This window comes from Pseudomonas sp. BW7P1, from assembly GCF_024981055.1.
In the GTDB taxonomy this organism is placed as follows: Bacteria; Pseudomonadota; Gammaproteobacteria; order Pseudomonadales; family Pseudomonadaceae; genus Aquipseudomonas; species Aquipseudomonas bananamidigenes.
The window spans coordinates 1107040-1121252 of the sequence record NZ_CP103374.1; the positions used below are offsets into that span (position 1 = coordinate 1107040).

The window sequence follows — 14213 nt, forward strand, 5'->3', positions numbered from 1 at the left end:
CATGCGCGGCACGGCGTCAGGACTCTAAACGCAACGCCCGGTCTGGCTTTTTGTCAGGCCGGGCGTTTGCCGCTTTCAGACCTCGCGGGTTTCACCGCAGGGCAGTAACAGGTAACAAATCATGGCAAAAGAATACAGCCGTACCCAACGTATCGGCGATCAGATGCAGCGCGAGCTGGCTCAACTGATCCGTCGCGAAGTCAAGGATCCGCGTGTCGGTCTGGTCACCATTACCGCTGTCGATGTCAGTCGTGATGTCGGTCACGCGAAGATCTTCATCACCGTGATGGGGCAGGAAGGCGCTGCCGATATCGCACAGACCATCAAGGTGCTCAATGCTGCCGCCGGTTTCCTGCGCATGCAGCTGGGACGCGAAATGAAGTTGCGCAGCGTGCCGCAATTGCATTTCCACTACGACGAAAGCGTCGCCCGTGGTGCACACCTGTCCGCTCTGATCGAGCGCGCGGTGGCCGAAGACAGTCAGCACGAAGTGGCTGCACCTGAAGACACCAAGGAGTAATTCGGTGGCTCAGGTCAAACGTATCCGTCGTAACGTCAGCGGCATCATCCTGCTCGACAAGCCGCTGGGGTTTACCTCCAACGCAGCGCTGCAGAAGGTTCGCTGGTTGCTCAACGCCGAGAAGGCCGGTCACACGGGCAGTCTCGACCCGCTGGCCACCGGCGTGCTGCCGCTGTGCTTTGGCGAGGCGACCAAGTTCTCGCAATACCTGCTCGATTCCGACAAGGGTTACGAAACCCTGGCGCAGTTGGGCAAGACCACCACCACGGCAGATGCCGAAGGCGAAGTTCTGCGGGAGCGTCCGGTGACCGTTGGTCAGGCCGACATTGAAGCGGTCTTGCCGAAATTTCGCGGGCAAATCAATCAGATACCGCCGATGTACTCGGCTCTCAAGCGTGATGGGCAGCCGCTGTACAAGCTGGCCCGTGCAGGTGAAGTAGTGGAGCGTGAACCGCGTTCTGTTACTATTGCGCGCTTGGAATTGCTGGCCTTCGAAGGCGATACTGCGCGTCTTGCGGTGGATTGCAGCAAGGGCACCTATATTCGTACCCTGGTGGAGGATATCGGTGAGCAGCTCGGTTGTGGTGCGTACGTCGCTGAACTGCGCCGTACACAGGCCGGGCCTTTCACCCTGGCGCAGACCGTGACCCTCGAAGAGCTCGAAGCGGTACATGCCGAAGGCGGCAACGAAGCGGTCGACCGTTTCCTGATGCCGTCGGACAGCGGCCTGCAGGATTGGCCACTGCTGCAGTTTTCGGAACACAGTGCGTTCTACTGGCTCAATGGCCAGCCGGTACGCGCTCCGGATGCTCCGAAGTTCGGCATGGTGCGGGTACAGGATCATACCGGTCGCTTCATCGGCATCGGTGAAGTGAGCGAAGACGGGCGCATCGCGCCGCGTCGACTGATTCGGTCAGAATGACCGGACGAGTGTGGCTGTTAACAGGCACGGTCACTACTCATTTATAGATACAGGGATTTGTCCCTGGCCTGTTGAAACCGTTTTTGTAACGGTTTCCTGATAAAAAGGATTGCCTCATGGCTCTCGACGTTCAAGAAAAAGCCCAAATCGTAGCTGACTTCCAGCAAGCTGTTGGTGACACTGGTTCGCCAGAAGTGCAAGTTGCACTGCTGACCGCCAACATCAACAAACTGCAAGGTCACTTCAAGGCCAACGGCAAAGACCACCACTCCCGTCGTGGTCTGATCCGCATGGTTAACCAGCGTCGCAAGCTGCTGGACTACCTGAAAGGCAAGGACCTGAGCCGTTACAGCGCTCTGATCGCTCGCCTGGGTCTGCGTCGCTAATCAGCGATTGCGCTAGAGGTTGGTTGTCTGTCGTGCGTCAACGGGGTTCCCGCTGGCGCATGGCAGGCTCCCAGCCTCAAGTTTTATCTGAACTACCGTTTTACCCGGACAATCAGCGGGCCGATTCCCGACGTTGCCCAAGAATTTCGCAAGAAACCAGTTCCCCCAAGAGCCACAAAGAAGGTAGGACACCGTGAACCCGGTAATCAAGAAATTCCAGTTCGGTCAGTCGACCGTTACCCTCGAGACTGGCCGTATCGCCCGTCAGGCGTCCGGCGCAGTATTGGTCACCGTTGACGATGACGTCAGCGTATTGGTGACCGTAGTCGGTGCCAAGCAAGCCGATCCGGGCAAGGGCTTCTTCCCTCTGTCCGTTCACTACCAGGAAAAGACCTACGCTGCCGGCAAGATCCCTGGCGGTTTCTTCAAGCGTGAAGGCCGTCCTTCCGAGAAAGAAACCCTGACTTCCCGACTGATCGACCGTCCGATCCGTCCGCTGTTCCCCGAAGGTTTCATGAACGAAGTGCAGGTCGTCTGCACCGTCGTTTCCACCAGCAAGAAGACCGATCCGGACATCGCTGCGATGATCGGTACCTCGGCTGCCCTGGCGATCTCCGGCATTCCATTCAATGGCCCGATCGGTGCCGCCCGCGTTGCTTTCCACGAAAGCACCGGCTACCTGCTGAACCCGACTTACGAGCAACTGGCTGCCTCGAGCCTGGACATGGTCGTTGCCGGTACCGAAGAAGCCGTTCTGATGGTTGAATCGGAAGCTCAGGAGCTGACCGAAGACCAGATGCTGGGCGCTGTACTGTTCGCCCACGACGAATTCCAGGCTGTCATCAAGGCGGTCAAGGAACTGGCTGCCGAAGCTGCCAAGCCGACCTGGGAATGGTCTGCCGCTCCAGAGGCTACCGAGCTGCTGGGCGCCATTCGTGCCGAATTCGGCGAAGAAATCTCCAAGGCTTACACCATCACCGTCAAGGCCGACCGCTACGCGCGTCTGGGCGAGCTGCGTGACCAGGTGGTTGCCAAGCTGTCCGGCGAAGAAGGCCAGCCTTCGGCTGCCGACGTCAAAGCCGCTTTCGGCGAAATCGAATACCGCACCGTTCGCGAAAACATCGTTAACGGCAAGCCGCGTATCGACGGTCGCGACACCCGCACCGTACGTCCGCTGAACATCGAAGTCGGCGTGCTGCCGAAGACTCACGGTTCTGCGCTGTTCACCCGTGGTGAAACCCAGGCGCTGGTCGTTGCGACACTGGGCACCGCCCGCGACGCGCAACTGCTGGATACCCTGGAAGGCGAGAAAAAAGATCCGTTCATGCTGCACTACAACTTCCCTCCGTTCTCGGTGGGCGAGTGTGGTCGCATGGGTGGCGCCGGTCGTCGCGAAATCGGTCACGGCCGTCTGGCCCGTCGTTCGGTTCAGGCCATGCTGCCAGCCGCCGACGTGTTCCCGTACACCATCCGTGTCGTATCGGAAATCACCGAATCCAACGGTTCGAGCTCGATGGCTTCCGTGTGCGGTGCTTCCCTGGCACTGATGGACGCCGGTGTGCCGATGAAGGCGCCGGTTGCCGGTATCGCCATGGGTCTGGTGAAAGAAGGTGAGAAGTTCGCCGTTCTGACCGACATCCTCGGTGACGAAGACCACCTGGGCGACATGGACTTCAAAGTGGCCGGTACTGCCAAAGGTGTTACCGCACTGCAGATGGACATCAAGATCCAGGGCATCACCGAAGAAATCATGGAGATCGCTCTGGGCCAGGCCCTGGAAGCGCGCCTGAACATCCTCGGCCAGATGAACCAGATCATCGGTCAGTCCCGTACCGAGCTGTCGGCCAACGCTCCGACCATGATCGCGATGAAGATCGACACCGACAAGATCCGTGACGTGATCGGTAAAGGCGGCGCGACCATCCGTGCGATCTGCGAAGAGACCAAGGCTTCGATCGACATCGAAGACGACGGCTCGATCAAGATCTTCGGCGAAACCAAGGACGCCGCTGAAGCTGCACGTCAGCGTGTTCTGAGCATCACCGCAGAAGCCGAGATCGGCAAGATCTACGTGGGCAAGGTTGAGCGCATCGTGGACTTCGGTGCCTTCGTCAACATCCTGCCGGGCAAGGACGGTCTGGTTCACATCTCGATGCTGAGCGACGCTCGCGTAGAGAAAGTGACCGACATCCTGAAAGAAGGCCAGGAAGTGGAAGTGCTGGTACTGGACGTGGACAACCGCGGCCGTATCAAGCTGTCCATCAAAGACGTGGCAGCGGCCAAGGCTTCGGGCGTTTAATCACCCCGCCGCCGCAGCGCCATGAAAATGCCCCGCCGTGAAAAACGGCGGGGCATTTTTTTGTCTGTGAAACATGAGATTTCCTGCAAAGTTGCCGACCTTCAAGTCCGGTGCTAGGTTTAGCCCACCGCCCGTGTAGCTCAGCCGGTAGAGCAGCGCACTCGTAACGCGAAGGTCGCAGGTTCGATTCCTGTCTCGGGCACCAGTCCTCTCGCTTCATCTCTTGCCGTTCCATGATCCCCAGGTCAACTTTTTGTGGGAGAGATGTAAAGACCCGTGTAATTCGCTTGCCAAACGTCCTATATTCGCTGTCTGCATGAGCATCGCCCAGCAGTTTTCAGATGATCCCGAATGGTTCCGAAGGCCGGACAATCCGCGTCAGAGAGATCCTTGATGATCCAGCTCCATCCTCCATTCCCATGATCAGCGAGAACGCCATGACTGAATTGACCCAGGAACAACGCCACGAACAAGCGTTGGAGAAATACAAACTCGATGCGCCAGAGCTGATGGACGAGATCAAGGATCTGCCTGCGGATGAGCAGAAGGATCAGATCCAGTGGGCGTTCGAAGACGAAGCTGAAGCCCAGGGTTTGCAACCGTGGGAACTGACGCTCAAGTACACCAGCACCCCGGAGGAGTTCGAGGCCAAGCGTCTCGAGCTGCACAAGGAGGCTGCCGGGGTGTTGGGTGTCGATTGGGAGGAGTACTGCGAGATGAACAATCTTGTGGTCTGAAACAAAAACGCCAGCCTCGAAAGGGCTAGCGTTTTTTATTGCACGCTCGATTCAGAGGCTCAGACGCATCGACAGGTCCACAGCTTTCACATCCTTGGTCATCGCGCCAATCGAGATGTAGTCCACCCCGGTCTGTGCGATCGGCAACAGCGTGCTTTCGTTGATGCCGCCGCTGGCCTCCAGTTTCGCCTTGCCGCCGTTCAGGCGTACGGCTTCGCGCATGTCGTCCAGGCTCAGTTCGTCGAGCATGATGATGTCGGCGCCGGCCGCCAGCGCCTCCTTCAGTTCATCCAGGCTTTCCACTTCGATTTCCACCGGTTTGCCCGGCGCGATCTTGTGCGCGGCGGTAATGGCCTGCGGGATTCCGCCGCTGGCGGCAATGTGGTTTTCCTTGATCAGAAAAGCGTCGTACAGGCCGATGCGATGGTTATGGCAGCCGCCGCAAGTCACCGCGTATTTCTGCGCCAGGCGCAGCCCTGGAAGGGTCTTTCGAGTATCCAGCAGCTTCACCCCGGTGTCGGCGACGAAGTCTGCGAGGTGTTGCGCGCGGGTGGCCACGCCGGACAGCAGTTGCAGAAAGTTCAGGGCACTGCGTTCGCCGGTCAGCAGCGAACGGGCCGGGCCTTCCAGGTGAAACAACGGCTGGTTCGGTGATACCCGTTCGCCATCGCGCACCTGCCAGTGCACCGCCACCCGGGGATCGAGCTGACGAAACACCGTATCGACCCAGGCTGTACCGCAGATGACAGCGGCGTCGCGGGTGATGATGGTGGCTTTGGCCAGGCGTTCGGCCGGGATCAGTTGCGCGGTGATGTCGCCGCTGCCGATGTCTTCGAGCAACGCACGGCGCACGTTGGCTTCGATTTCGGCGGTCAAATCGGCGAGACGTAGATTCGGCATAACGGGCTCCACAAACTAAGTGGCCCGATTATAGGGGCATGGCGCGGGCCAACCCAAGGCAAGAACCGCGTACCGGTCTGCATCTGGTCGATTCTTCGGAGCAAAAAACGTCGCGCTGTGGTCACTTGCAGGCGCGCTCGTGTAGGGGAAACCCTGAGGCCTATGGCGCACTGGACAACTTTTGCAAGATAATCCGCCTTGCATTTGACGCCATGTCTTTGACGTCGGCAAATCACCGTTTGAGGAGGCTTGGATGCACAACGACGGGAACGTAGTGCCTTTGCACAAGGCCACTATCGGTCAGGCGAATCCTTCGCCGCTCGCCCGCTTGCCTGTGATTCTGCTTCAGGTTCGTGACAAGGCTGCCCAGCGCTTGCGCAATGGTTTGCAGGACCTGTTCGATAACGCCGACGACACCTTGTTCGAAATGGCCGATCGGGCCCGCAACGATGTCGAACAGAACATTTTTTTCGAAGCCATGCGCGACTTGCGCCTCAAGCGCAAGAACATCGAGCGCGGCTTTCTCGAGCAGTACTTTGCGGCCTTTGTCGGCCTCACTCAACCGGATCCTGCGCCGAACATTGTTTCGCACGTTTTGCAGTACGAAGACGCTGCGCCGCGTACTGACGACATGGAGCGCAACGTTGCCATCGAGACCATGGTCACCCGGGTCCTCAACCGTGACGGTTTCGCGCTCGATCAACTGACCGCACGGCTCAACGCTCTGCTGGACAAATCCCTCGATGATCAGCACAACCCGCTGGGGCCGGCGATGCTGTGCGAGTATTTTCTCCAGGCCGGGCGCAATCTGGGGGTGGAGATCAAGGTCAAGCTGATCCTGCTCAAACTGTTCGAGCGCTATGTCCTGGCGGACACCGATCAATTGTTCGCCGAAGCCAATGAACTGCTGGTCGCCACCGGTGTGTTGCCTGAACTGAAACCGGCACCGATGCGTCGCGCCAGGGATCATGCCACGGCCGGCGTGCACCGCGAATTTGAAGATCTCGATCAGGCGCCGGCAGATGCCGGTGTACAGGAAGTCTTTGCCGCGCTCCAGGAGTTGCTGTTGCACGTGCGCGGCAGTGTGGCCCCGACCCTGGAGCCCAGCGCGGCGACACAACCGATTTCCACCCGTGATCTGTTGCGCCTGCTTTCGCATTTGCAGCAGTACGCGCCGGCCCTGGCCGGACAGGAAGACTTCGACCTGCGCAACCAGCTCGAACAGTTGCTCACCCGGGTCAGCGTGAAAAGCGGTAGATCCCGGGTCGTCGATGGGGCTGACGAGGATGTGATCAATCTCGTCGCCATGGTTTTCGACTGCATCCTCGACGACCGCAATCTGCCGGACTCCCTCAAGGCGCTGATCGCCCGGCTGCAGATTCCGATGTTGAAAGTCGCGGTGATCGACAAGAGTTTTTTCAGCCGCAGCAGTCATCCTGCGCGACGCCTGCTCAATGAAATCGCCGAAGCGGCCATGGGCTGGGGCAATTGTGACGGTGACGCACGAGGCAGCCTGTACTTGCGCATCGAGCAAGTGGTGCAACGTCTGCTGACGGATTTTGTTGACGACACGACAATCTTTTCCGAACTGCTGGCGGACTTTCTGACCTTCACCAGCGATGAACGTCGCCGCAGTGAATTGCTCGAACAACGCCTGCGCGACGCCGAAGAGGGGCGGGCGAAAACCGAACTGGCGCGTGTGTGTGTCGAACAGGCGATGGCCCGGGCGCTGCTGGGCAAAGTGCTGCCACCATCGGTGGTGTCTTTCGTCCAGACCGCCTGGAGCAAGGTATTGCTGCTGACCTGCCTCAAGCATGGCGACCAGTCCGCCGAATGGCAGGCCGATGTGCAGACCATGGAGCAGTTGATCTGGAGTGTGCAGCGCCACGCCGATGCCGACGCAGGCTTGCGCCTGTTGAAACTGGTACCGGGGTTGCTCAAGTCGTTGCGTGACGGGTTGAACAGTTCGGCATTCGACCCCTTTGCCACCAGCGAGTTTTTCAGTGAGCTGGAAGGACTGCACGTGCGCCTGCTCGAAACGCCTGATCCCGCGCAGAGCGAGTTGCCTCCGATGATCGAGGTTTCCCGGGCCATCGTTCTGCAGACCGCTGACGAGGCGGCACTCACTTTGACTCCGGAGCGTTTGCCCGTCGACGATGCGAGCCTGCGCCAGGTCGACCAGCTGCGCCTTGGCAGCTGGGTGGCGTTCGAGGAGGGTGATGACGAGGACGTCCTGCGCTGCAAGCTGGCGGCGATCATCCAGGCCACTGGCAAGTATGTATTCGTTGATCGCACCGGGATGAAAGTCCGGGAGCGCAACCGTCTCGCCCTGGCCCTGGAATTTCGCCGGGGCACGGTGCGGACTCTGGACGACACCTTGCTGTTCGATCGAGCGCTGGAGTCGGTGCTCGGCAATCTGCGGCGGCTCAATAACGGCAAGTGATCGCGCGTCAGGGGCCGATCGCGGCATACTGGGCGCCAACACAGTCGGCGTTGAAGGAATCGGTATGCAGTTGGATCCCGCAAGCGGGTGGTGTCACGGGGTGCAGATCTGCCCCTCGCCCAACTTCAATGAACGCCCGGCGGGCGAAGTGTCGCTGTTGGTCATTCACAACATCAGCCTGCCGCCGGCGCAATTCGCCACCGGCAAGGTGCAGGAATTTTTCCAGAATCGCCTGGATGTCACGGAGCATCCCTACTTTGCAGGCATTGCCGACCTGCGGGTGTCTGCGCATTTTCTGATCGAACGTGACGGCAAGGTCACCCAGTTTGTCTCCTGTCTCGAGCGGGCGTGGCATGCCGGCGTTTCGGTTTTCGAAGGACGGGAAACCTGTAACGATTTTTCCGTGGGCATCGAGCTCGAAGGAACCGATGATCTGCCGTTCACCGATGCGCAGTATCAGGCCCTGGTTACGCTCACCCGGCAGTTGCAAACAGCATTTCCGGCTATCACCGGCGCCCGTATCTGCGGGCACAGCGACATCGCACCCGGGCGCAAGACCGATCCTGGCCCGGCATTCGACTGGGCTCGCTACCGCGCAGCCCTGGCACAAGAGGAAGAGCAATGAGTTTTCTGGTGTTACTGCTGGCGCTATGGGTCGAGAAATTCTCGGCCTTGCGCCATCGGGTTCAACGCGATGGCGGATGGATCCGCGAACTGCACAAACTTGAAAGCGGCAGCCTGTCAAAACGGCCCTGGCTGGTGCTGACCATTCTGGTGCTGCTGCCGGTGGCGTTGCTGGGGTTGTTGCTGCTGGTGCTGGAGCCGGTTGCCTATGGCCTGCTGGCCCTGCCGGTGCATTTGCTGGTGGTGATTTACAGCCTGGGGCGGGGTGATCTGCTCGGCGGTCTCGGACCGTTCCGTGACGCCTGGCGTCGCGAGGATCTGCAAGCCGCCGCCCACGTGGCCAAGCGTGACCTGGATATCTGCGCCGAGAGCGGTGAGCAATTGCTGGAGCAGGTGCAGCGGCATCTGTTGTGGCAGGCGTATCAGAGTTTTTTCGCGGTGATTTTCTGGTATTTCGTGCTGGGTCCGGTCGCCGCGCTGAGCTATCGCCTGCTGGCCCTGGCAGAAGAGAACGCACAGACCCCGGCGCTGGCCGAGCGTGCAGGGCAACTGCGACATGCCTTCGACTGGGTGCCGGTGCGTCTGTTGGCGGCCAGTCTCGCGCTGGTCGGCAACTTCGTCGCGGTCAGCCGGATCATGCTGCATGAACTGTTGAACTGGAACATCGGCGCCGCACAACTGATCAACAGAGTCGGTCTGGCCGCCGGAGAAATTCCGCCTGCCGTCACTGGCCCGGAAGGCATCAACACCCTCGATTGTCTGTGGGAGCTGCTGCTGCGTGCGGCAGTGTTGTGGTATGCCGGGTTTGCCCTGTGGACCGTTCTGATCCATTGATACCCGCTCGATGAGCAAAAGGTCGTCCGGACGCATCGGTGTTCGGGCGATCCTTCGTCGTTAACCTTAAGTTACAAAACCTCCCTTCGATTTGAGCTATACAGAGATGGCGCCCGATAGTGGCTATCTGCTGTCGCCCGCGCCTGCCAATAAAAACAAGAAAAAAACCAAGGGAGACTTCCAGTGAAGAGCTTGCTCTATCCCGCCGTCTCGCTGATGAACCGCCTGAGCTTCGGCATGAAGTTCAGCCTGATCAGCGTGCTGTTCCTGGTACCGATGCTGGTGACCAATTTCTATCTGGTGCGCGATTCCTATCGCCAGTTTCAGGGCACCCGGGTGGAGTTGCAAAGCCTCGACCTGCTGGGCAGCAGTCTGGTCTTGCGTCGGGATCTGGAAACCCTCAACAACCTGGTACAGATCAACGTCACGCTCGGCCAGTCGGGCAAGGCCGGGAATGTCGAGTCGCAGATCACGGGGCTTGAACAACGTGTTCTGACGCGCCTGCAAGGGCTCGCGGCGATGACCGACGACCCCGAGCAGATCAAGATCTTTGAGGCCAAACGCGATGAAATGATTGCTGCGTTCAAGGCCCAGCAAGCGGAAAACTCCCTGCAAAGCAAAAGCGCGCTGATCGGCAAACTGCTTGGCAGTGCGCAGATTTTCAGCCAGATCATCGCCAGCCAGGCCGGTCTGGGCCGCGATACGCAAAGTGATATCCGCCAGCTCAGCGAGCTGGTGACCGCCACCACGCCCGCCATTACCCAGATCCTCGGTGAAGGGCGGGCCATGGGCTCTTATTCATTGGGACAAGGATTTCTCAACAGTTCCTCCAGCACCCGTTTCGATGAGTTGCTGGCGCAGATTGAAAAACTTCAAGGCGAGTACGGGCTGAAGCTGCAGGATGCGCTGGGGTCGAGCAGCGCGGCGAGGGATTCGCTGAGTAGCGCAGCCGATGCCAGCAAGATGTCGCTGAAACAGGCCAGTGAAATCTTTGAAGAACAAGTGGTGGTCGCCGAAACGCTCGATGCACCGTGGCAGGCGTTCTACGATCAGGTCACCGGGCTGATGGATCGCACTTACCACCTCGACGAAGCCACTCTGAAGTACCTCGATACCCAATTGCAGCAACGTCTGGCGCAGAACCGCACGCACATGGTGTTGCAGGCGGTCGCATTGTCGGTGGTGTTCGTGCTGATCTTCTACCTCTACGGCGGTTTCTACGCTTCGACCCGCAACACGCTCAAACGCCTGGGCGCAATGATGGACAAAGTCGCGGCCGGCGACATGACAGTCAACTTCGTGGCCCACAGTCGTGATGAGCTGGGCGAGCTGGGCGAGGTGTTCAACGGTACGGTGCGCAAGATTCACGACCTGATCGAGCGGGTCGGCCAGACCGTCGGCGAGGTCGAGCGTCAGGCCGGGCAAGTGGAAAATGTCTCGGCGCAAAGCAATCAGGCAGTGGCCGGTCAGCGCAGCCAGATCGAACAGGTGGCCACGGCCATGAACCAGATGTCGGCCACTTCACTGGAGGTGGCGCGCAGCGCTGCGGCAGCGGTCAGCAGTGCGCACAGCGTGAATGGCGAGACCATCAGTGGGCGCGGTCTGGTGCAGTCCCAGCAAAGCAGTATTGCGGCGCTGGCCGGCGAGATCGATCAGTCGGTGCAAGTGATCAATCAACTGGCCAGCGACAGCCAGTCGATCAGCAGCGTGCTGGAGGTGATCAAGAGCATCGCCGAGCAGACCAACCTGCTGGCGCTCAACGCCGCGATCGAAGCGGCGCGCGCGGGAGAGCAGGGGCGAGGGTTTGCGGTGGTGGCGGACGAAGTGCGAACCCTGGCCAAACGCACCCAGCAATCGACCGAAGAAATCGAGCAGATGATCACCAGACTGCAGGGTGGGGTCGGCGCAGCAGTAAAGGCCATGGGCGTCAGTCATCAAATGGCCAGCGGCACCGTGGGACAATCGGAAAAGGTCCAGCAGGCACTGGAAAACATTCTCGGTGCGGTGGGAATGATCGTCGATCAGAACCAGCAGATCGCGGCGGCGGTGGAGCAGCAGACCGCCGTCGCCCATGACATTGATCAGAACATCGTCGAAATCAACCGGGCCGGTGAACGCACAGCCGAAGGCGCACACCGGACCGAGGATGCGAGTCGGGCCCTGTCGGCACAGGTGGTGGAGTTGAAGCAGTTGATCAGCGCGTTCCGGGTCTGAGTCGGCCTGTTGCATTGGAGGCCGGGTGTTCTCGGAACAGTTTGTAGTACTTTTTTGCTTACATTTGTAAGCCAAATCCTGATTTCCTCCGGGCCCGGATTTTTCGTCTTCAATGGTTCAAGATCACGCCAATTGACCGACTGGAGGAAGCCTCTCATGTCCGTTGCAACCCTGGGAATCCAGGGCCGCTGCGCCCATTGTCAGACCACGCTGCTGCTCAAACCCTGGCAACTCAATGCCATCGCGATCAATGAGCCGTTCACCTGCGCCCACTGCGAGAAAGCCCTGGAGCTGAGTTGCCCGAAACAGATCAGACGCTTCAAATCCCTTGATTCACTGGGCCTGTTGCGTTTCAGTGCATCGGTGACGGTGTGCACTGCGCTGCTGGTGGCGCTGGTGATGGAATGGGTAGGGTTGCTCAGCGTGACTGAGCAGCTGAATGCGTCATTGATCGTGATTTTTGTGTACTTCGCGCTGGTGCGGTTTGTTCGCCACCGTCAGCACATGACCTTGATGCTTGATGCCGCCAGGGCCCACGGCGAGTGACTACCAGCCGAATACTTCGCAGCAGTTGGCAGTGCTGGCCTCGGCGAGCCGTTCTTCACTGACGTTCATCAATCCCGCCAGCGCCGCACAGATGGCCGGCAGATGCGCCGGTGTGTTGCGCACACCGGGAAACATGGCGGGTGCCATGTCCGGAGAGTCGGTCTCCAGCACGATCGAGTCCAGTGGCAAATCGGGCAACACCCGGTGCATGCGCAGGGCCTGAGGCCAGGTGGGGGCGCCGCCGAGACCCAGTTTGAAACCGAGTCTGGTGTATTCCCGCGCCTCTTCACGGCTGCCGGCGAAGGCGTGAATGATGCCGGCGCGTTTGAGCTTGAAACGCTTGAGTGTGGCAATCACCGCCGCATGGCTGCGCCGCACATGGATCAATGCCGGCAACTCGAAATCCGCTGCCAGTTGCAGTTGTGCTTCGAACAGCGCTTGCTGGCGCTCGCGGTCGAGGCTTTCGATGAAGTAATCCAGCCCGATTTCGCCAACAGCGCACAGTTGCCGATGATCGCGCAGTCGTGACAGCCAGTCGCCCAGCGCCAGCAAGTCTTGCGACCTGTGCTGATCGAGATAGACCGGGTGCAAACCGAATGCGGCGTACAGCTGCGGATCGCTTTGCACCAGATCCCACACCCGCTGCCAGTTGCCTTCATATACGCCCAGCACCACCATCCGCCGCACCCCGAGGGCACGGCTTTCGGCCAGCAACGCCGCACGGTCGGCGTCGAAGTCGGGAAAGTCCAGATGGGTGTGGCTGTCGATCAGCTCCACGGCTCAGTCCCGGTGAATACGCTGCTTGAACGTACGGGCGATGGCTTGCACGCCAGGCTGGTACTCCGACTGCTCGACCGCTGCCAGCGCCAGTGCCAGCGCTTTGTCGGCGATCAACTGGTGCTGCTGGGCCATGGCGTTGACCGGCAGCGGCAGGAAATCCAGCAACTGGGTGTCGCCGAACGTGCCCAGACGCAGCGGGCGATTTTTCAGCGGGAAGTCATGCAGCGCGTCGAACACACCCTGCAACAGCACGTAGGACGTGGTCAGCAGCGCATCCGGCAAATGCCCGAGGCGTTGCAGGAGTTCTTCCATCAATTGCTTGCCGCACTCGCGGCTGAAGGATTCGGCGTGCTCGATCAGCACGTCGCCCTTGAACCCGGCCAAGGCTTGTTTGAATCCGGCGGCACGTTCCTGGCTGATGCTCAATTCCGGGCGGGCGCCCAGCAGCACGATCTGCCTGGGTTGCGGGTCGAGCAGGCTTTCGGTCAGGTGCAGGCTGGCTTCTCGGTCGTCACTGACCACCGAGCAGAAGTGTTCCGGATCCATCACCCGGTCGATGGCGATGATCGGCAGACCCTTGGCCTGCAACTGACGGTAGCTGTCGTCACCGGACGGCAGGCAGCTGGCGACGATCAACGCATCGCAGCGCCGTGCGCGGAACAGTTGCAGCAGTTGCCGTTCGCTGTCCGGCGCATCGTCGGAGCTGGCAATCAGCAACTGATAGCCGCGCGCCCGGGCGCCTTGTTCCAGCAGTTTGGCGATCCGCGCGTAGCTGGGGTTTTCCAGATCCGGCAGGATAAAACCCAAAGTCCGGGTGTGCCTGCTGCGCAATCCGGCCGCCTGGGGATTGGGAGTAAAGCCGTGCTGATCGACCACCGCCCGCACGCGCTCGACAGTCGCGTTGCTGATGCGTTGCTGTTCGGCCTTGCCATTGATGACGTAGCTGGCGGTGGTCACGGACACTCCGGCCAGCCGCGCGATATCACTGAGTTTCAACCCGGGATTTCC

Annotated in this window: 13 protein-coding genes and 1 tRNA gene; 11 read left to right on the top strand and 3 right to left on the bottom strand. The window is 60.0% G+C overall.

Translation table 11 applies throughout. From position 1 onward, the window contains the following. Positions 1-121: 121 nt before the first annotated feature. The 6 genes from rbfA (at position 122) to NWV16_RS04865 (ending at position 4864) form a co-directional block, all read left to right on the top strand. Entirely contained in the window at positions 122-520 is a 399-nt protein-coding gene (rbfA, locus tag NWV16_RS04840) for a 30S ribosome-binding factor RbfA (RefSeq protein ID WP_065259982.1), read from the top strand. Between the two features lie 4 nt (positions 521-524). Beyond that, complete coding sequence (truB, locus tag NWV16_RS04845; protein WP_065259983.1) at positions 525-1442, top strand: tRNA pseudouridine(55) synthase TruB; 918 nt, start codon at positions 525-527, stop codon at positions 1440-1442. 116 nt (positions 1443-1558) lie between these two features. Continuing rightward, the gene (gene rpsO, locus NWV16_RS04850; protein ID WP_065259984.1) at positions 1559-1828 is read left to right on the top strand and encodes a 30S ribosomal protein S15; all 270 of its coding nucleotides are present in this window, start codon (positions 1559-1561) and stop codon (positions 1826-1828) included. A gap of 193 nt (positions 1829-2021) precedes the next feature. Further along, a complete protein-coding gene (gene pnp, locus NWV16_RS04855) occupies positions 2022-4127 on the top strand; it encodes a polyribonucleotide nucleotidyltransferase (protein ID WP_065259985.1) in 2106 nt (701 codons plus the stop codon). Positions 4128-4256: 129 nt separating this feature from the next. Further along, positions 4257-4332: transfer RNA gene (locus NWV16_RS04860), tRNA-Thr, on the top strand. Positions 4333-4564: 232 nt separating this feature from the next. After that, entirely contained in the window at positions 4565-4864 is a 300-nt protein-coding gene (locus NWV16_RS04865) for a DUF6388 family protein (RefSeq protein WP_260522173.1), read from the top strand. 51 nt (positions 4865-4915) lie between these two features. On the opposite strand, the gene nadC is transcribed toward NWV16_RS04865, so the two are convergent. Beyond that, positions 4916-5764 (bottom strand): carboxylating nicotinate-nucleotide diphosphorylase, encoded by an 849-nt coding sequence (nadC, locus tag NWV16_RS04870; RefSeq protein WP_260522174.1) that lies wholly within the window; start codon positions 5762-5764, stop codon positions 4916-4918. 253 nt (positions 5765-6017) lie between these two features. Between nadC and NWV16_RS04875 the strand changes: the two genes are divergently transcribed. The 5 genes from NWV16_RS04875 (at position 6018) to NWV16_RS04895 (ending at position 12425) form a co-directional block, all read left to right on the top strand. After that, on the top strand, positions 6018-8207 hold the full coding sequence (locus tag NWV16_RS04875; protein WP_260522175.1) for a DUF1631 domain-containing protein: 2190 nt from the start codon (positions 6018-6020) through the stop codon (positions 8205-8207). Positions 8208-8271: 64 nt separating this feature from the next. Next, complete coding sequence (gene ampD, locus NWV16_RS04880; RefSeq protein WP_065259988.1) at positions 8272-8832, top strand: 1,6-anhydro-N-acetylmuramyl-L-alanine amidase AmpD; 561 nt, start codon at positions 8272-8274, stop codon at positions 8830-8832. Then, complete coding sequence (gene ampE, locus NWV16_RS04885; RefSeq protein ID WP_260522176.1) at positions 8829-9665, top strand: regulatory signaling modulator protein AmpE; 837 nt, start codon at positions 8829-8831, stop codon at positions 9663-9665. The genes ampD and ampE overlap by 4 nt, the downstream gene beginning before the upstream one ends. 183 nt (positions 9666-9848) lie before the next feature. After that, entirely contained in the window at positions 9849-11879 is a 2031-nt protein-coding gene (locus NWV16_RS04890; protein WP_260522177.1) for a methyl-accepting chemotaxis protein, read from the top strand. A 156-nt stretch (positions 11880-12035) separates the two neighbouring features. Continuing rightward, positions 12036-12425, top strand: coding sequence for a hypothetical protein (locus NWV16_RS04895; protein ID WP_260522178.1), 390 nt, complete (start codon positions 12036-12038; stop codon positions 12423-12425). Here the strand turns inward: NWV16_RS04895 and NWV16_RS04900 are convergent, their stop codons facing one another. Further along, entirely contained in the window at positions 12426-13202 is a 777-nt protein-coding gene (locus NWV16_RS04900; RefSeq protein ID WP_260522179.1) for a TatD family hydrolase, read from the bottom strand. Between the two features lie 3 nt (positions 13203-13205). Continuing rightward, the gene (gene cra, locus NWV16_RS04905) at positions 13206-14201 is read right to left on the bottom strand and encodes a catabolite repressor/activator (RefSeq protein ID WP_260522180.1); all 996 of its coding nucleotides are present in this window, start codon (positions 14199-14201) and stop codon (positions 13206-13208) included. Positions 14202-14213: the final 12 nt, after the last annotated feature.